The organism is Paenibacillus sp. J22P277 (assembly GCF_059383675.1).
On record NZ_JBXENS010000001.1, the window covers coordinates 705209 to 724114 of the forward strand.

Sequence of the window (18906 nt, forward strand, 5' to 3'; positions counted from 1 at the left end):
TTCTTCGCCTCTCTTCTGGATAGTGGAGGAAGCCGTTGCGCTTAGTCTTTTCCAGCGCGGGAAGCATTATCCATGATTGGCACGGAAATATTCGGGCCGGACGGCAGTCGGCGGGAAGGGTCAACGAAGTATCGGTCATGAATGCAAATCCAGTCGAATAAGTAAACAACAGCGGCCATTTTGGGCGGAACAATTCGGAATGGGGAGTGAACGATGGCTTGTGCGAATCTCGGCGCAGCAAATGATTTCAACGTCTTCGTGCTCGGCAATCATACGCAGTCTTTCGTGGATGCCGGAGGACGAGTCGCGGTAGGAGGCAACGCAACGTACCGCAGCTACGGGATCGGAAGCGCGCTTAACGTATCCACGACGCGGGCCGATCTGATCGTAGGCGGCAACATGGACATCATCGGCGGAACGAACTTTAGCGGAAACAGCGTGATCAGCCCCGGCGGAACGATCGTGAATTACACCATGACGAACAACAACGGCGTACTTCCGCAGCCGCAACGAGGAACGCCGCTCGATTTTGCCGCTGCCGGGCAGTATTTGACATGCGCCTCCGCCGCTTGGGGCGCATTGGCGCCCACGGGATCGGTAAACGTCGCCTTTGGTGGCGTCACGCTGACGGGCAGCAGTCCGACGCTCAATATTTTCTCGATCAACGGCAATAACATAGCCGGCTCCGGCTTTTCTCTGGGATCGGTCAACGGAATCAACATCGTCACGCCTCCGGGCTCGACCGTGCTCGTCAACATATCCGGCACCGGCGTCGGCTTCGGCAACTACACCATTTTCATCAACGGCGGACAGCCCGCGCCAAGCAATGGCGCTGTTATTCTCTGGAATTTCTTCCAGGCGACGACGGCTTTCAACCTCAACCTGTCCATCAAGGGTTCGGTGCTGGCTCCGTTTGCCGTATGGAGCGCCGTCGGCTTCGGCAACATCGACGGCACGATGGTCGCCCAATCGTTCGTCAATACGACGGGTACGCTGGAAGCCCACACCATTCCGTTCATCGGCTGCCTGCCGGAGGTCGCCTGCACGCCGTCGTTGACCATCCGCAAGACGGTGAACGGCGGCACCTCGTTCTCCGGCACGGTCGGAACGCCGCTCACCTACGTGATCCAAGTGATCAACAGCGGAGGCGGCGTGCTGACCAACGTCCAGATCAGCGATCCGCTGCTGGGGTTCAATCAAACGATACCCTCGCTCGCCTCGGGCCAGGAAATTGATTTCACCATCAATTCGCAGGTCGAAAACGGCGACCCGGGCACCAGTTATCAGAACACGGCATTCGTCCAAAGCAATCAGACGCCGCAGCAGTCCAGTTCCGTCACGATCACGATCGAGGGCTTTCTCGATGTCAGCTTGATCAAAACCGCGGACCGGATGTCGGCGGCTCCCGGCGATACGATCAACTATACGTTCACCGTCGTGAATCCCGGTCAGGCGGTACTGCAAAACGTAACCCTCACCGACGCGACGCTCGGGCTCAATCTGTTCTTTCCGACGTTCGTGAGCGGCACCATCGCGACGTTTCCATATACGGTTCCCGGCAATGCGGTCATCGGGAGCACGCTCGTCAATACCGCGATTCTCGATGCGTCGAACCTGCCTGTTCCCGTATCCGCCCAAGCGTCGGTCCTCATCACGGAGACGCCTTCCGTCTCGCTGTCCAAAACCGCCGACCGCGCGACGGCGCTGCCCGGCGAAACGATCGAATATACCGTCACCGTATCGAACGATTCCTTGATAACGCCGGTGTTCAATCTGCACTTGACGGATACGCTGCTCGGCTTGGACCAATTGATCGTCCAATTGAACCCGCAGGCTTCGTCCGTCTTTACGGGCTCGTACACCGTGCCCGCGGGCACCCCTGCCGGAACGGTGATCACGAATACGGCCGTCCTGCAATCCTCGCTCGGTACGCAAACCTCCACCGTTCAAGTTACCGTCTTGCCCTCGCCTTCGATCTCGATCACGAAGACGCCGCGGCGTCCCGCCGTCGCGCCGGGCGATACCGTCATTTACGATATCGTCGTCACGAACACGGGCAACGTGCCTTTGACGCATGTCGTCGTGAGCGATCCCGCGCTCGCGTTCTCCACGACGATCGACTTGCTTCCGATCGGCGCACAGAGCGCATCGGAGGCGTTCTTCACGGTACCGCTCGGCACGCCTGCCGGAACGAAGTTCTTCAACACCGCCTTCGTCATCACGGATCAAACGCCGCCCGCTGAGGCGTCCAGCGAGATTATCGTGTCGCCGGTATTCTCGGTGTCCATCCAGAAGATCGTCTCTCCCGCGCTTGCGGCTCCGGGCGATACCGTCATCTACACGGTGACCGTGACCAACACGTCGAACGCGCCGATCACGAACGTCGTGATCTCCGATCCGACGATCGGCCTGCAGCAGTCCATCGGCTCGCTGCCCGCCAATGCCGTGGTCGCGTTCGAAATTCCGTTCACGGTTCCGCTCGGTACGGCCGCCGGAACCGTGATCGCCAATATCGTCAGCGTCGTCTCGGACCAGACGCCGGTCAGAACCGCCTCGGCGCAGGTGACGGTCGCCGCGGTGCCGAGGTTGACCCTGACCAAGACCGTAACGCCCGCGATCGCGAATCCCGGAGACTCGGTCACCTACACGCTGACGATCGCCAACGCGGGCAATGTCGTGCTGACCGACGTGGTGCTGGTGGACAGCGTTCTCGGCATTCAGGAATTCGTGCCTTCGCTTAACATCGGCGCGGTGACCGTATTCAACGTTCCCTTTACCGTGCCGGCCGTCCCGCCCGGAACGATTCTCACCAACACGGCGGCTGCGGCATCCGACCAGACGCCTGCTCCGGTCCTCGCCTCGGCGGCCTTGACGGTCGTCGGCGCGCCGTCCATTACGCTCACCAAGACGGTCGACGATCCCGGCGCGGTGCCGGGTCAGACGGTCGTGTTCTCGGTCGGCCTGACCAACACCTCGGCGATCGCCTTGACGAACGTCGTGCTCGTGGACGAATTCCTCGGCATCGTCGACAGCTTTCCGACGCTGCTTCCGGGTGAAACGAAAACCTTTACCCTTGAATTCATCGTGCCGGCGGATACTCCCGCCGGAACGGTCTTCACGAATGTCGTCACCGCGTCATCCGACCAGACCCCCCCGGTATCCGCCGAAGCGCAGGTGATCGTGCTTGCCATTCCCGGCATTTCCATTACGAAGACCGCCAACGTCACCGTCGCATACCCGGGCGAGATGGTCATTTACACCGTCGTGGTTACGAATATCGGCAATTCGACGCTTCATAATGTTGTCGTAACGGATGATAATCCGCCGCTGGACGCGCTGATTCCTTCGCTGGCGCAGGGAGGAAACGCCACGTTCATCCTTCCGTTCACGGTGCCGGACGACGCCGTCCCCGGCTCGATCCTCGTCAATACGGCATCGGCCGGTTCCTTGGAGACCCCGACGTTCGACGCAAACGCCGAAGTGCTCGTAACGCCGCTTCCAACCGATTCGGCAAGCATTCAAAAGCTGGTAGAGCCGCAAGTCGCTTCACCCGGCGAAACCGTGGAATATACGATCATCGTCACGAACAATACCGTCATTACGCTGTTCAATATTCACGTGACCGATCCGATCATCGGGGTCGATCAAACGATCGCATCGCTGGACGCCGGCGAAAGCATCTCGCTGCTCATCCCCTTCGTCATCCCTGCCGGTACCCCGGCGGGCTCGGCATTCACCAATGTCGCGACCGCGACGGTCGCCGGCTTCAACATCAGCTCCTCCGCCACGGTAAGCATTCTGACCGTGCCGAGCCTGGCCCTCTCGAAGACGGCGGATGTCACGTCCGCCCTTCCCGGCGAATCGGTGGACTACACCCTGACCATCACGAACACGGGCAACGCGACGCTGACGAATATTGCCGTTAACGATCCGCAGCTCGGATTCGCGACCGTCTTCCCGTCTCTCGCGCCCGGAGCAAGCCAAAGCTTCGTCGTGCCGTTCATCGTACCCGCCCTGCCGGTCGGAACCATCATCGCGAACACGGCCACGGCCGCATCCGACCAGACGCCGGTTCCGGTTGAAGCTACCGCATTCATCAGCGTAGGCGCCGCCGCCACGATCGCGATCGCCAAATTCGCCGATCCGGTTCAAGGCCCGCCCGGCACGGTCATCGCGTTCACGATCGTCGTGACCAATACGTCCGCGGTCGTGTTAACGAACGTCATCGTGTCGGATCCGCTGTTCGGCTGGTTCGAGATCGTGCCGACGCTCCCGCCCGGAACATCGAAAACGGTCGTGGTCAACTATACGATTCCGCCGCTTTCGCCGGCGGGCTCGACCATCGTCAATACGGCGACCGTCTTCTCCGACCAGACGCTTCCCGTCTCCGCCGATGCGGGCGTCCTGGTGACGGCGGCTCCCGCGTTGACGCTCAGAAAATTGCAGGACAACGTCACCGTCAGTCCCGGCGACATGCTGATCTACACGCTGGAATTGACGAACACCGGCAATACGCCGCTGACCGGCATCGTGCTTGTCGATCCGCTCGTCAATCTGAACGAGACGATCTCCGTCATTCAGCCGCAGTCGACGCTCGAGATCACCGCCGTGTATCGCGTCCCTGCCGACGCGATCGCCGGATCGCGAATCATCAATATCGCGACCGCGACTTCCGACCAAACGCCGCCGCAGCAAGCGATCACGTTTATCGAAATCGTGGCCGGTTATTCCATCCTGGTGACCAAAACCGCGCTGTCGCCTTCCGTGCAGCCGGGCACGGCCATCACGTTCGTGACGGACATCACGAACACGTCCAACGACACGCTGACGAATCTGTTCATCGAGGACCCGCTCATCCGTTTGAGCGAAAACGTCACTTCGCTCGCATCCGGCACGACGATCAGATTGACGTCATTTGTACCGGTCGCCGCCAACGCGCCGGTCAATTCGCTGATTACGAACGAAGTCTTCGTCTCCTCCACCGAAACGGCCGTGACGTCCGCGGAAAGCTCGGTCACGGTGCTGCCGGGACCGCGGCTCGGCTTAACCAAGGATTTCCCTTCGCTCGGCCTGCCGGGACAGCGCGTTCCCGTGACGCTGACCGTGGCGAATACCGGAAACATCCCGCTGCATCGCGTGCGGTTGACCGATCCGCTGACATCAATCAGCGTCATCACCGCTGAATTGCTGCCGGAAGCGGCCTTTACCTTGTTCGAGTTTTATGTCATTCCGGAGGATGCCGTCCTGGGGTCCGCAATCGTCAATCGCGCGGAAGCCGTCTCGAACGAGACCGATCCTCAGTTTGCGTCCCGGGAACTGCTCGTCGTCGGTCTCCTCGTCGAGAAGAGCGCTTCGAGCGCCGCGGCGGAAGTCAAAGGGTTCGTGGAGTTCAACGTCAGGATTTCCAATCCGACGCGGCTGACGGCCCACGACGTCAGCTTGAGGGATCCGCTGCCCGCGGGCGTATCGCTCGTGGCCGGAAGCGTGACGGTGAACGGAACGCCGGCGGCGAATCCGAACCTCGAGAACGGGCTCCGGCTGGGCGCGCTCGAGCCCGGCGCGAGCGTCGACGTCGCGTTCAAGGTCCGGATCGACAAGGAACAGCCCAACGATACGCTCGTCAATCAAGCCTTCGCGAGCTTCGAGTTCCGAACCGACTTCGAGCTCCGGGGAACGTCCGCCTCCAATCGGCTCACCTTGGAGGTCTACGAATCCGAGGAGTAAACGAGGGGCTATGCGAAGAAACCGGAAGCCGCTTGCCTGCGGATGCGGGTGAAAGATCTCGAAGGCGATGTTAGGGCGGCAAGCCGCGTAAGCCCTCTATGCCGATTGCTTGCTGCACGCTCAAAAGCCTGGGATGCCGTGTTCGTTGCGGCATGCCAGGCTTTTTTGGATTCATGAGGAATACAAGTTGCACACACGATACGAGTTACAGCAGCAAGGGAAAGGCAGCGTCAAGACTTTGTTCGGTAACTCGATATCGATATTGCGCCGCGAGCCGTATCCGTCATTTCCGCGCGGGATAGATTGATCGCTGGCTTAAACGATGATCGGGCCCGACCTTGAACTGCACTTCCCCGTTCAAGTCCGTTCTGGCCATCGGGATTCCCGCCTGCTGCAGCCGAGCCACGACGGTCGGGTGCGGGTGCCCGTACGTATTGTTCCGCCCTACGGAAATGACCGCCTCGGCGGGCTTCCAATACGCGAGCCATTCATCCGACGTCGAGGTTTTGCTGCCATGATGCGATATTTTCATGACATCGATGGCTGGCAACGACGACGACGATGGAGGCGGCGGCGAAGCAGCGGCAGCTTTGCCGGCTGCGCCGCTCAATTGGCCAAGCAGGCTGCGTTCCTCCGCGACATCGGCATCGCCGGTGAACAGAAATTGACGCCCGTACAGATCGAGGAGCAGCGGGACGCTCTCCCCGTTCTGCTCGTCGGCCTCGGGGACGGTGCCTGCTTCCCCCTCGTGAATCAGCACCGGCGGCGTGCCGATGACCGTAACCGCGGCATGCCGATCGACGGTCCAGCTCCGGCCGCCTTCCGCGCGATATAACGGAATGCCGGCGTCGACCGCTTCCCTCAACAAGCTTACGGCGTCCGCCGAGTCCTTGACCGATCCGTTCCACAGCACCGCGCGAACGGGAATGCTCTCCATCACGGCGATTAGACCCTTGATATGGTCGCTGTCCAGATGCGAGAGCACGAGCAGGTCGAGGCGATGCACGCCGCGCTGCTGCAGGAGCGGCACGACAACCTTGCGTCCGACCTCGTAGGGATCCTTGCGCTGCCGCCAAGCTTCCCGGCTCCCGAATACGACGGCGCCGCCTCCGTCGATCAGAATATGCTTGCCTTCGGGCGTCCGGATAAAGATCGAGTCGCCTTGGCCGACATCGAGAAAATCGATATATCCGTTCCGGTCGAACGCGTCCGGAAAATAAGCGCCGACCAGCAGCGCCGCCAAGCTTAGCGCGGCAAAGCCGGCAAGCAGTCGGTTGTTCCTCCTGGCGCCGGACGAGGCTGCCGGAAGCTCGATGAACGAAGCCGACCATACGGCGTCACCATTGCCACCGCCGAAGCCGAGGGCAAGCGAGGAAGCCGGATGAACGGCCTTGCCTTCGTCCCCGTGCGGCGAGGGCGATCGGGGCAGCGGCTGCGTCGCGTCGTCCTCCGATGCGGAATCCCGAAACGGCGCGGGACCGCTTGGGACCGTGTCCGGCCGCGGCGCCGGCTCCGCGTTCTTGCTCTCGGCTTCCTCCGCGTCCCGTCTGGCGGCCTGCAGGCGGTTCAGCGCGTTGAACAAAGCCGCCAGGACCGCATAGCATGCGGCCACCCACCAAAGCGGCGGCGTCGCCCAGATCAGCCGGAAGCGATTCAGGCTGCTCAGCTTCAGGACGAAGCCGAAGGTCAGCTCGTTGCCGACGCCGGCCACCTGCGCGGCAAGCGCGCCAGCGGGATGCCACAGCCATTCCAGCAGGAGCGAAGCCCCTCCGAGCGGCATGACGATGAAGCTGATGAACGGCACGAGCACAAGGTTCGCCGCGATCGACAGCACATGCAGCTGATTAAAATAATAGACCGTCAGCGGCAGCGATACGGCTTGTGCGACAAGCGTGACCGAGAGCAGATCGAACAGCGCGGTCGTCCACCATTTCCTGCCGCGGGGGAGCAGGCCGCGGATCGGCTGCGAGCCGAGCATCAGGCCTGCCGTCACGAGAAACGACAATTGAAACCCGACGTTTCCCAGCATGTACGGATCCCATACAAGCATGAGAAGGGCGGCCGCGGCCAGCAGATGCAGCCCGTCCTTGAGTTTGTGCAGGCGCGCCGCCGCCAGGCCGAGCATCGCCATGATGCCGGAGCGCACCACCGACGGCGAGGCGCCGGCCAGGAAGACATAGAACGGCACCGCCGCGATCATGATGAGCAGCATGCGCTCCCGCGTCATGCGCAGGAGCCGCAGCAGGCCGCCGAGCACATAGAGGAATACGGCGACGTGCAGGCCGGATATGGCCAGAATATGCGTCAATCCCAGCTGCGAAAACCGACGGAATACTTCCGGATCGAGATCGTCGCTTATGCCGAGGACGAGGCCTTTCATGTAGCCGGATTGGACGCCGGGATACAGCGCATCCATCCGCTTGCCGAGCGCGGCGCGCAGATCGTCCATCGGGCGCAGCAGCGCCGCCGTGCTCCAGCGCGGGCCCGCGCTCGTCCGTACGGCAGCAGCGCCGTCGGCGCCAAGCAGCCAGTGAATGCGCTGGCCGTGCAGGTACGCGCGGTAATCGAAGCCGCCGAAATTCGTCCGAGCGGACGGGACCGACAGCGCTCCGGCAACGGCAACCTCCTGCCCGCGATGCCAGGCAGCCGCGTTCGTCAGCTCCTGTTCCTTCGCGAGCTTCACCTGCACGAGCAACCGCTCGCCGTCAAGCTTCACGTCCGCGTCAGTACCGGCATCCTGCAGCTTCAGACTGCTGCCCGCCACGCGAAATTGCACCCGGTCGCCGTCGATCTCCGGCGGTGACACGATAACTCCGGTCAGCGCCGCCGGATACTCGGCGGCATCCGCCGGCGAAGCCCCGAGCGCAGCCGCGTATTGCGCCGGCAGCGCGGTGGTATTGCGGGCATCGGCCCAGGCCCGATGCCCCGCCGCCAGCCCGAATGCCGCCAAGCAAGCGGCGGCAAGCGGCCATGAGCTGCGCCGCAGCAGGACCAATCCCGCTAGCGCGGCAAGCAGCGCGGCACCGGCGAGCGCCATGCCGCGCGGAGGCATGGATGCGGCGGCGGAGCTCCCCAGCACCCAGCAAACCGTGAACCAAACCAGTGGCCTTGCATTCATCGTGCGGGCCGCCTCCTTTCGTCAATCGCCGTCGTCCATCCTTGCGGAGACGGCGCCAATCTTGTTACGGCCGTTCTGCATGCCTTCGACCGGTTTCGCATGCCGCAAACGAAAAAACCTCCGGCGCGCCGCGGGAAGCCCTGCCCTGCCGATTATGGCAGAGCATTGCTTCCCGGGCGCAACCGGAGGTTCTTCCTCCTGAATGCACGATTACGAGATGACGGTCATGCCCGCTTGAGCCGGCGGCTCGTAGGCGGACAAATGGCGAAACGCGATTCCCTTCACGCGCATCAGCGCGATCACTTTATCGCTGTCCTTCGAATAAGCGCGATGATACACGATTTCCATCACGCCGCTGTTGGCGAGCATGTTCGCGCACGTCCAGCAGGGCTGGTCCGTCACGTATACCGTGGAGCCTTCGCGGTCGATCCGGTCCGTGAACAGCAGCAAATTCTGCTCCGCGTGAATGGTCCGGATGCAGCGCTGCTTCTTGATCATCCGTTCCTCGCCGCCCTCGATCTGCAATTCGTACTCCTCCACGATCATGCAGCCGTCCTCGGAGCAGTCCGCCACGCCCATCGGCGCGCCGTTATAGGCGGTGCCGAGCAGCTTCTTGCCCTGCACGAGCACGGTGCCCACATGTCGCCTCGGACAGCGCGAGCGGGTCGAGACCATATACGCGATGTCCATGAAATACGTATCCCAATCTTTTCTCGAGTTGTCTTGTACGTCCTGTGCCATGTCTAACGAGACTTCCTTCCCCCCGCGCTTGCGGTTACTGCTGGCTTGCCGCTATCGCTTGCGTTAAATCGTGCAAAATATCGTCGATGCCTTCCGTGCCGACGGACAGGCGAATCATGCCCGGCATGACGCCCGCGGCCAGCTGGTCGTTCTCCTCCAGCTGCTGGTGCGTCGTGCTGGCCGGATGGATGATCAACGATTTGGAATCGCCGACGTTCGCCAAATGCGAGAACAGCTCGACGGCGTTAATGAGTTTCTTGCCGGCCTCGATGCCGCCTTTGATGCCGAACGTCAGGATCGCTCCCTGCCCCTTCGGCAAATATTTCCGCGCGAGGTCGTACGACGGGTGGCTCGGCAGCCCTGGATAATTGACCCACTCGACCGCTTCGTGCCGTTCCAGGAACCGCGCGACGGCCTGCGCGTTCGAGCTGTGGCGCTCCATCCGCAGATGCAGCGTTTCCAAGCCCTGCAGCAGCAGGAACGAATTGAACGGCGCAAGCGCAGCGCCCATATCGCGAAGGAGCTGCACGCGCATTTTGATAATGTACGCCACCGGACCGACCGCTTCCGTGTAAACGACGCCGTGGTAGCTTGGATCCGGCTCCGTCAGGCCTTTGAATTTGCCGCTCGCACGCCAATCGAATCGGCCGCTGTCGACGACCACGCCGCCGATGGACGTGCCGTGCCCGCCGATGAACTTCGTCGCGGAATGCACGACGATGTCCGCGCCGTGTTCGATCGGACGGCACAGGTAAGGGCTCGGGAACGTATTGTCGATGATCAGCGGAATGCCGTGCCGGCGGGCAATCTCCGCCACCGCTTCGATATCGATGACATCGCCTCTCGGATTGCCGATCGTTTCCGCGTACAGCGCTTTCGTATTGTCCGTGATCGCGCTTTCGAAATTGGCCGGATTCGACGGATCGACGAAATTGACGCGGATGCCGAGCTTCGGCAGCGTGTTGGCGAACAGGTTGTAGGTCCCGCCGTATAGGCTCGTAGCGGATACGATCTCGTCTCCGGCCTCGGCGATGTTCAGGATCGAATATGTAATGGCAGCTTGTCCGGAAGCGACGGCAAGCGCGGCCGGCGCGCCTTCAAGCGCGGCGATCCGCTTCTCGAACACGTCGCTGGTCGGATTCATGATGCGGGTATAAATGTTGCCGAATTCCTTCAATGCAAACAGGTTCGCCGCATGGTCCGTGTCGCGGAAGCCGTAGGAAGTCGTTTGATAGATCGGCACTGCGCGGGAAAGGGTCGTCGGGTCAATCTCCTGGCCTCCGTGGACGGATAGCGTTTCAATCGAAAGCTTGCGTTGTTCGGACATTTGATATTTCCTCCTCGCCTGAATGGAAGGGCCGCCATGGAGACCCTATCTCTGCCATTGTCGCATAATCAAGGCCCGAGAACAATGAGAGACTTCATCGTATCTAGTAGTTTCGGACCAATTCCCTTGACGCGAAGCAGGTCGTCGGCACTGCGGAACGGCCCGTTGCGCTCGCGGTCCGCGACGATGGCTTCCGCTTTCGCGGCCCCGATGCCCGGAAGCGCGTCAAGCTCCGCGGACGTCGCGTGATTGACGTCGATTTTCCCGTCCGCGGAAGATGACGAAGCCGTGTCCGGATCATCTGCCGCGCTTTCTCCGATTGCCGGCGTGGGAGGAGGCTCTCCTTCCGTTTCTGCCGCTGCGCCTTTTGTCGCTGTCGCATCCGCGGCAGTCGATGCGCCTTCCGCCTCGCCGTTGGTTGCCGCACCGGCAGCCGGCGCATCCTTCGCTCCGGCAGCCGGCTTCTGCGCGGCTCCGTCCGACTGGGCGGCTGCGGCATCCGTCGCGGCGGCTTCCTTTTCTCCCGCCTGCGCCTGCCCGTCCGCCTTTCCTTGTTCGATCGCATCCAGCGCATGGTCCACCTGCGCGTTCATCGCCGTCCAATGCGGCTGGTCATCCGAACCCTTCTGCAGGAGCGCTGCCGCGATCAACGCGATGGAGACGGCGATGCACAGACCGGCAATCAGCTGCATCCCGCTCCAGCGCTTGCGATGAATCAACCGCTTTAACATCGTATTTCCCCCTTTTCGTCGTCTTGCGATCATTTTCCAGAAAAATGGTCATGTTGGCCTTGCCCGCCGGCATAGTGTAGTAAGAGGCATCACCGGTACGGTCGCAGCCGCCCGTACAAGAGCTTTAGTTGGAACGGGCCGACGCCTGCGGAGCGAGGCCGATAAGGCTGCATGATTGCAAGTTTTGAGCTGTTGAAGCCGCGCTGATGCAAAAAAGGCGCACGGGAGGGATTGCAATGAATGTCGGGTTTATCGGGATTGGGAGCATGGGCAGCCTGCTTATAGATGCGTTTATCGGATCGGGAGCACTCAAGCCATCGCAAATAACGGCCAGCAATCGAACGTTCGCGAAAGCCGTCCGCTTAGCCGACCGTCACCTCGGCCTGCAGGCGGTCCCGTTGAACCGCGATGCCGTGACCGACCAGGACGTGGTCTTCCTCTGCGTCAAGCCGCTCGAATACAAGACGGTCCTCGACGGCATTCGCGATGCCGTGCAGCCGAATCAGCTCGTCGTCTCCATCACGAGTCCCGTCCTGCTCGATCAGCTGGAAGAGGAGCTGCCTTGCAAAATCGCCAAAGTCATTCCGAGCATCACCAATTACATGTGCAGCGGCGCCTCGCTCTGCATGTACGGCAGCCGCATGACCGACGCCGATATCGCCAGGCTGAACGGCCTGCTCTCCTATATAAGCGAACCGCTCCATATCGATGAATCCCATACGCGCATCGTCTCGGATCTGTCCAGCGTCGGCCCCGCCATCATGGCCTGCCTGCTGCAGCGGTTCATCGACGCGGCCGCCGAGGAGACCGGCATTCCGCGCGAGCAGGCCAGGCTGATCGCCAGCGAGATGCTGCACGGAACGGGCCAGCTGCTGACCTCCGGCGGCATGTCGCCGGAACAGCTGCAGGCCAGGGTCGTCGTGCCGGGCGGCATCACGGCGCAGGCGCTTGCTTTGCTGAACCGCGAGCTCGACGGCGTGTTTAACCGCGTCATTCGCACGACGCACGCCAAATATCACGAGGATCTGGAGCGCGTCTCCGAAACCTTGTACGGCAAAGAGGTGAACGGCCCTTAACGCATGCTTTGCGTTAAGAGGTCGTTCACCTCTTTTTTCGATGACCGTTCGCTTGCCGGCTTATCCGACGACGATGTTGACCAGCTTGCCCTTCACGACGATCAGCTTGCGCACCGTCTTGCCCGCGATCGCATCGGATACTTTATCCGATGCCTTCGCGACGCGTTCCATCTCCGCTTCGTCCATGTCGGCCGCGATCGAGAGGCGCTCGACGATCTTGCCGTTCACCTGCACGACGATCTCGACCTCCTGGTCCACCGTCCAAGCTTCTTCGTACGTCGGCCAAGCCGCGTACGTCAGCGTGTCGGCACGGCCCAGCTTCGACCACAGCTCCTCGGCGATGTGCGGCGCCAGCGGCGAGAGCATTTGCACGAAATGCTCCACCGCTTCGCGCGGCAGCGTCTCGGCTTTGTATGCCTCGTTCACGAAAATCATCAGCTGGCTGATCGCCGTGTTGAAGCGCAGATTCTCGTAGTCGTCCGTCACTTTCTTCACGGTGCGGTGCCACGTGCGCTTGAACGCATCCGCGGCCTTGCCGCCGATTTTCTCGCTCAGCTCGCCGTTCTCGCCGATAAACAGGCGCCATACCCGGCCGAGGAAGCGGTACATGCCTTCGACGCCGTTGGTGTTCCATGGCTTCGTCGCTTCCAACGGACCCATGAACATCTCGTACATGCGCAGCGTGTCCGCGCCGTACTCGTTCACGATATCGTCCGGGTTGATGACGTTGCCGCGGGATTTGCTCATCTTCTCGTTGTTCATGCCGAGAATCATGCCTTGGTTGACGAGCTTGTGGAACGGTTCCTTCGTATCGACGACGCCGATATCGTAGAGGACCTTATGCCAGAAACGCGCATACAGCAAGTGAAGCACCGCATGCTCCGCGCCCCCGATGTAGAGATCGACCGGCAGCCATTCCTTCTGCTTTTCCTTGGAGCAAAGCTCCTGATCGTTGTGCGGATCGATAAACCGCAGGTAATACCAGCAGCTGCCCGCCCATTGCGGCATCGTGTTCGTCTCGCGGCGCGCGCGTTTGCCCGTCTCCGGATCGACCGTTTCCACCCATTCCGTCACGTTGGCCAGCGGCGATTCGCCCGTACCCGACGGCTTGATCTGATCGACGTCCGGCAGGAGCAGCGGCAGCTGATCGTCCGGCACCGGCTTCATCGTGCCGTCCTCCAGATGGAGAATCGGAATCGGCTCGCCCCAATACCGCTGACGGCTGAACAACCAGTCGCGGAGACGGTACGTCACTTTGCCTTGGCCCTTGCCTTCCGCTTCGAGCCACGCGATTGCTTTCGCGATCGCTTCTTCCGTGCCCAAGCCGTCCAAGAAACCGGAATTGACATGCGGTCCTTCGCCGGCGAAGGCAGCCTCGCTAACGTCCCCGCCCTGCACGACTTCCAGGATCGGCAGATCGAACTGCTTCGCGAACTCCCAGTCGCGCTCGTCATGGCCCGGTACCGCCATGATGGCGCCCGTCCCGTAACCGGCGAGCACGTAATCGGCGATCCAGATCGGCACGCGGACGCCGTTGATCGGATTGATCGCGTAAGCGCCCGTGAAGACGCCGGATTTGTCTTTGTTCAGGTCCGTGCGCTCCAGGTCGCTCTTGCGGGCGGCCGTCTCCTGGTAGTCCTTCACCGCGGCTTGCTGCTCCGCCGTCGTAATCGCCGCAACGAGCTCATGCTCGGGCGCAAGCACGCAGTACGTGGCGCCGAACAGCGTGTCCGGACGGGTCGTGAACACGACGAGCGAGGCGTCATGGCCGTCGATCGCGAAGGTGACTTCCGCTCCCTTGGATTTGCCGATCCAGTTGCGCTGCATGTCCTTGATGCTCTCCGTCCAGTCGAGCTCTTCCAGATCCTCGAGCAGACGCTCCGCGTACTCGGTAATGCGCAGCACCCATTGCCGCATCGGCTTGCGGATGACGGGATGGTTGCCCCGCTCGCTCAGGCCGTTGATGACCTCTTCGTTCGCCAGTACCGTCCCGAGCGCGGGACACCAGTTGACCGGCACTTCCGCGACGTACGCCAGCCCTTTATTGAACAATTGGATGAATATCCACTGCGTCCATTTGTAATAATCCGGATCCGTCGTGCTGAACTCGCGGTCCCAATCGTAGGAGAAGCCGAGCGATTTGATCTGGCGGCGGAAATTGTTGATGTTCTTGACCGTGATCTCCCGCGGATGCTCGCCCGTATCGAGCGCGTGCTGCTCGGCCGGCAGACCGAACGCGTCCCAGCCCATCGGGTGAAGGACGTTATAGCCGCGCATTCTCTTGTAGCGCGACACGATGTCCGTGGCCGTATAGCCTTCCGGGTGGCCGACGTGAAGTCCCGCCCCGGACGGGTACGGAAACATGTCGAGCGCGTAAAATTTCGGTTTGCCCGCGTCTTCCGTCGTTCTGAACGTCTTGTTCGCGTCCCAATGCCGCTGCCATTTCGGCTCGATGACGAGCGGGTTATACCCCTGCTGTTCCTGGCGTTCTTGTGTCATGATCCATTAGCCTCCCTATTCACTATCCTGCGCAAGCGCGCAGACCGCAATAAAAAACCTCCCGCCCCCAGCGATATACGCTAGGGACGAGAGGATTACGCTCCCGTGGTACCACCCTAGTTAACGGACGGTATGCTTTACCCCCGCTCACTCTATACCCTTAACGCGGGCGAATCGGCATGTTTAACGCTGATCGCAAGATCAGTCGGCATGCGGCTCCAAGGCGAGTTCGCTTCACGCTGGTCCGGCTCGCACCACCCGCCGGCTCTCTTGACCATACGCTTTCGAAGTTACTGCTCCTCTTCAATGCCTTATCCATGTTGAAAATGGTTAGTTCGATTATAATGAAGCCGTGCCGCCCGTGTCAAGGCAGGAACGCCCAGCCGCGCAATATTGGACAAGCATCACTTAACGGCGGCGAAAAACAGGCGCTCCGTGCCCTCATCCGCCGGCTCCAGCTCGAAATCCCCGAACAGGTCCACCCGGGAGAAGCCCGTAGCCAGCAAGGCTTCCCGGATCCATTCGGCATCGTAGGCGCGCTGCACGTGCATTTCCTCGATCCGCGTGAACGGCCCGCCGCGGCCCCCCGAAGCGTCGGCGAAAATCGTCAGATGATGCTCGATTTCCATCCGGTCCTCGTCAAGCTCGCTCGTCCAGATATACGCGATATCGGGCTCGTCCAGCACGAACGGCTGCTCCTCCGCATAGCGGCGAAGCGTCCGCGGCGCATGCGCGTCGAACAGGAACAGCCCGCCGGGCTTCAGCCCTCGATAAGTCGCCGCGAACGCGGCGAGCACGTCGTCGTCTTCCGTCAAATAGTTGATGCAGTCGCAGAACGAAAGGACGCTGTCCGCCGGTTCTCCAAGCTCCCATTCGGTCATGTCCTGCTGCAGCCACGTCACCGCTACGCTGCCCGCGGCTTCGTCTTGCTTGCTGCGCCCGACCGCCAGCATGTCGGACGAAAGGTCGATGCCGTACACCGCATAGCCGCTGCGCGCCAAAGGAATGGCGATGCTGCCCGTGCCGCAGCCAAGGTCGACGACGGTCGACGGTTTCCCGTACCGCTGCCAGCAGGCTTCCGCGAACGCGAGCCACCGCGGATAAGGCATGTCCGCCATCAAGCGGTCGTATACGGCGGCAAATTGCGTATAAGCTTCCATCGCGCCGCCTATTCCTTCGAATCCGGCTTGACGGCCGATTCGGAAGCGCGCGGACGGCCCGCCGATACGCGAGCGGTTGAAGCCGATGCGCTTGCGGCGCCTTCTTCAGCCGCCGTCCGATCCGCCGAATCGGCGGTCCCGCCGTCCGCCGCCTCGCCCTTCTCCGTCAGCTTCGTCCAGCTGCCGTCCTGCTGGATGAGGCCGTCGCGCATCAGCTTGCCGAGCGCCCGCTTGAACGCGCTTTTGCTGATGCCGAACTTCAGCTTGATGATGTCCGCCTGCGTCTCGTCCGAGTACGGCATCGCGCCGTTCGGCCGTTCCTTCATGAAGCTCAGGATCCGGTCCGAATCCTCCAGCCGTCCGACCTCTTTGCGCTGCTGCATGGACAGGTTCACGCGACCGTCTTCCCGGACGAACGTCACGCGCGCTTTCACGCGCTCGCCGAGCCGCAGCAGCCGCGTCCGGTCGTCCGCGGGGATGAAGCCGTACGCGCCGAAGCCGAGCACGCCGCCGTCGATCATGACGAACGACCCGATCTTGAGCGTTTTCGTGACCCATCCTTCTACCCAAGTATTATGCCACGAGGAAGGCGCATGGAACGCGAGCTCCGCAAGCTCCTCCTCGAACGCGACCTTCGCCACGAGACGGCCGATCTTGTCGTGCGCGAGTATGACATGCACTTCGTCGCCGCGCTTTGGCCGCAGCTCCTTCAATTCCGGCTGCTCCGACAGCGGAAGCAGCAGCTGCCGCCCAAGGCCCATCTCCAGAAACGCGCCGATGCGCGGATGAATGTCCGCGACCGCCAGACGGGCGACTTCCCCGAGCTGAATGAGCGGCTTCTTCATCGTCGCCGCGATCCGGTCCTCGGAATCGTAAAACAGGAAGACTTCGTACGAATTGCCGATGACCGGTCTTTTCCCGACAAGCTCGGTGTAGTGCATCAGCACTTCCGATTCGCCGTCGGTCATAAAATAACCATAGGGCGACACTTCGCGCGCCACCCTCAAATTCATGGTTGTCCCTGCTATGAGGTTCATGCGAACTCCACGACCTTCGCATCCGACCAGAGCCGTTCGATGCTGTAATATTCGCGTTCTTCCCGATGGAACACATGCACGACGACGTCGCCGATGTCGACGAGTACCCATCTGCCGCTGTCCGCGCCTTCGATGCCGCGCACGCGCACGCCGCTCGCTTCCGCCTGCTTGCGGATTTCGGTCGCGATGGACTGTACCTGCACGTCCGAATTGCCGTGGCAGATCACGAAATAATCCGCCACAAGCGAGATGTTCTTCAGATCGAGCGCCACGATGTTATGGGCTTTCTTTTCTTCCGCCGCCGCGACTACCGCTTGCAGCAGCCTTTCCGAGCTAATTGTCATTCTCCAGCCTCCTGTAGGTGTAAAATCAAATCATTCCGCGCGGCAATGGTCAGCGGGAAAATCCGCCTGCCCTGCTGCAGCAAATACATAATCGTCGAATCGAAGCCAGCCAACAGCGCTTTATTCAAGCTATGCCCGGCCAGCTCCCGAATGTGCTTCACGCCCGGAAAATCCCGCCCCGGCTCCATGTAGTCCGCCAGGCAGACGATCTTGTCCATCAACGTCATGCGCTCGCGGCCGGACGTATGATAGCGGATCGCATCCAGAATCTCGGGATCGGACACGCCGTAATCCCGGTCGGCGACGAACGCGCCGACCGGCGCATGCCACAATTCTTTATCGTAACGCAGGAGCTCCTCCGGCAAGCCGTGCTCCTTGATCATCGTCTCCATCCGCGCCGTCGGCCAATACTTCGCCACGTCGTGGAGAATCGCCGCCCGCTCGGCCCGTTCGGGGTCGCCGCCAAAACGCTCGGCGAGGATGATCGACGTCTCCATGACGCCAAGCGTGTGCGTCCAGCGCCGGTCCGGCATTTCGGCCTTGACGGCCGCCATCATCTCATTGCGATTCATAGAGTCCGTTCCTCCGTATGAACGAATGCACCTTCTCCGGGACCATGAACCGGATCGAGCGTCCTTCCGCAACCCGTTCCCGGATTGCCGTCGACGAGATATCGATGAGCGGCATCTCGACCACGGACAGCTTGTCCGTAATAAAGGCCGGAAGCTGCTCCAATCGAAACGCCTCTCCGGCGCGAGTGACGCCGATGAACGATACCATCTCCGCCAGCGCCTCGATCTCGTGCCACTTCGGCAGATCGTTGACGCGGTCCGTGCCGATGATGATGCTGAAGGTCCGTCCGGGATAAATCCCGTTCAGCTCCTTGATCGTATCGATGGTAAAGCTGGTTCCTTCCCGTTCCAATTCGACGTCCATCGCGCGGAAATGCGGCTGAAAATCGATCGCCCGGTACACCATTTCCAGCCTCGACTCGCCGTCGGCCTGCGGTCCGCGGTCCTTCAGCGGCGGATGCCCCGAGGGGAAGAACCATATCTCGTCCAGGCCGCATGCCTCTCTCGCGGTTTCGGCGGCAAGCAAATGTCCGTAATGGATCGGATCGAACGTCCCGCCCATGAATCCAACTTTAAT

Annotated in this window: 12 protein-coding genes and 1 other annotated feature; of the genes, 2 read left to right on the plus strand and 10 right to left on the minus strand. The window is 61.5% G+C overall.

Annotation, left to right across the window (positions count from 1 at the left end; all coding sequences use genetic code 11):
- The first annotated feature begins 213 nt into the window (after window positions 1-213).
- A complete protein-coding gene (locus AC50YL_RS03670; protein WP_494829369.1) occupies window positions 214-5724 on the plus strand; it encodes a DUF7507 domain-containing protein in 5511 nt (1836 codons plus the stop codon).
- Window positions 5725-6007: 283 nt separating this feature from the next.
- Here the strand turns inward: AC50YL_RS03670 and AC50YL_RS03675 are convergent, their stop codons facing one another.
- From AC50YL_RS03675 to AC50YL_RS03690, 4 genes are all read right to left on the minus strand, one after another.
- Window positions 6008-8842 (minus strand): ComEC/Rec2 family competence protein, encoded by a 2835-nt coding sequence (locus tag AC50YL_RS03675; RefSeq protein ID WP_494829371.1) that lies wholly within the window; start codon window positions 8840-8842, stop codon window positions 6008-6010.
- Window positions 8843-9052: 210 nt separating this feature from the next.
- Window positions 9053-9583, minus strand: coding sequence for a deoxycytidylate deaminase (locus AC50YL_RS03680; RefSeq protein ID WP_494829372.1), 531 nt, complete (start codon window positions 9581-9583; stop codon window positions 9053-9055).
- A 34-nt stretch (window positions 9584-9617) separates the two neighbouring features.
- Entirely contained in the window at window positions 9618-10910 is a 1293-nt protein-coding gene (locus tag AC50YL_RS03685) for a homocysteine synthase (protein WP_494829374.1), read from the minus strand.
- 68 nt (window positions 10911-10978) lie between these two features.
- Window positions 10979-11641, minus strand: coding sequence for a ComEA family DNA-binding protein (locus AC50YL_RS03690; protein WP_494829376.1), 663 nt, complete (start codon window positions 11639-11641; stop codon window positions 10979-10981).
- Between the two features lie 236 nt (window positions 11642-11877).
- Between AC50YL_RS03690 and comER the strand changes: the two genes are divergently transcribed.
- Entirely contained in the window at window positions 11878-12717 is an 840-nt protein-coding gene (gene comER, locus AC50YL_RS03695; protein WP_494829378.1) for a late competence protein ComER, read from the plus strand.
- A 60-nt stretch (window positions 12718-12777) separates the two neighbouring features.
- Here the strand turns inward: comER and leuS are convergent, their stop codons facing one another.
- The 6 genes from leuS to nadD all read right to left on the minus strand — a co-directional run bounded on the left by leuS (window position 12778) and on the right by nadD (window position 18906).
- Window positions 12778-15216 (minus strand): leucine--tRNA ligase, encoded by a 2439-nt coding sequence (gene leuS / locus AC50YL_RS03700; RefSeq protein ID WP_494829380.1) that lies wholly within the window; start codon window positions 15214-15216, stop codon window positions 12778-12780.
- 79 nt (window positions 15217-15295) lie between these two features.
- Window positions 15296-15532 (minus strand) — a binding site (T-box leader).
- Window positions 15533-15620: 88 nt separating this feature from the next.
- Entirely contained in the window at window positions 15621-16376 is a 756-nt protein-coding gene (locus AC50YL_RS03705; RefSeq protein WP_494829382.1) for a class I SAM-dependent DNA methyltransferase, read from the minus strand.
- Between the two features lie 8 nt (window positions 16377-16384).
- Window positions 16385-17413 carry a CvfB family protein gene (locus AC50YL_RS03710; RefSeq protein WP_494829384.1) on the minus strand — a complete coding sequence of 343 codons (1029 nt, stop codon included), beginning with the start codon at window positions 17411-17413 and terminating at the stop codon, window positions 16385-16387.
- The gene (rsfS, locus tag AC50YL_RS03715) at window positions 17410-17757 is read right to left on the minus strand and encodes a ribosome silencing factor (protein ID WP_494829386.1); all 348 of its coding nucleotides are present in this window, start codon (window positions 17755-17757) and stop codon (window positions 17410-17412) included. The genes AC50YL_RS03710 and rsfS overlap by 4 nt, the downstream gene beginning before the upstream one ends.
- A complete protein-coding gene (gene yqeK, locus AC50YL_RS03720) occupies window positions 17754-18329 on the minus strand; it encodes a bis(5'-nucleosyl)-tetraphosphatase (symmetrical) YqeK (RefSeq protein ID WP_494829387.1) in 576 nt (191 codons plus the stop codon). Before yqeK ends, rsfS begins: the two co-directional genes overlap by 4 nt.
- Entirely contained in the window at window positions 18316-18906 is a 591-nt protein-coding gene (nadD, locus tag AC50YL_RS03725; RefSeq protein WP_494829792.1) for a nicotinate-nucleotide adenylyltransferase, read from the minus strand. Before nadD ends, yqeK begins: the two co-directional genes overlap by 14 nt.

Coding starts and splice junctions, on each gene's coding strand:
- yqeK (WP_494829387.1), bottom strand. CDS start 18,329: ATGAATCGCAATGAGATGATGGCGGCCGTCAAGGCCGAAATGCCGGAC.
- leuS (WP_494829380.1), bottom strand. CDS start 15,216: ATGACACAAGAACGCCAGGAACAGCAGGGGTATAACCCGCTCGTCATC.
- AC50YL_RS03680 (WP_494829372.1), bottom strand. CDS start 9,583: ATGGCACAGGACGTACAAGACAACTCGAGAAAAGATTGGGATACGTAT.
- rsfS (WP_494829386.1), bottom strand. CDS start 17,757: ATGACAATTAGCTCGGAAAGGCTGCTGCAAGCGGTAGTCGCGGCGGCG.
- AC50YL_RS03685 (WP_494829374.1), bottom strand. CDS start 10,910: ATGTCCGAACAACGCAAGCTTTCGATTGAAACGCTATCCGTCCACGGA.
- AC50YL_RS03690 (WP_494829376.1), bottom strand. CDS start 11,641: ATGTTAAAGCGGTTGATTCATCGCAAGCGCTGGAGCGGGATGCAGCTG.
- AC50YL_RS03670 (WP_494829369.1), top strand. CDS start 214: ATGGCTTGTGCGAATCTCGGCGCAGCAAATGATTTCAACGTCTTCGTG.
- AC50YL_RS03675 (WP_494829371.1), bottom strand. CDS start 8,842: ATGAATGCAAGGCCACTGGTTTGGTTCACGGTTTGCTGGGTGCTGGGG.
- comER (WP_494829378.1), top strand. CDS start 11,878: ATGAATGTCGGGTTTATCGGGATTGGGAGCATGGGCAGCCTGCTTATA.
- AC50YL_RS03705 (WP_494829382.1), bottom strand. CDS start 16,376: ATGGAAGCTTATACGCAATTTGCCGCCGTATACGACCGCTTGATGGCG.
- AC50YL_RS03710 (WP_494829384.1), bottom strand. CDS start 17,413: ATGAACCTCATAGCAGGGACAACCATGAATTTGAGGGTGGCGCGCGAA.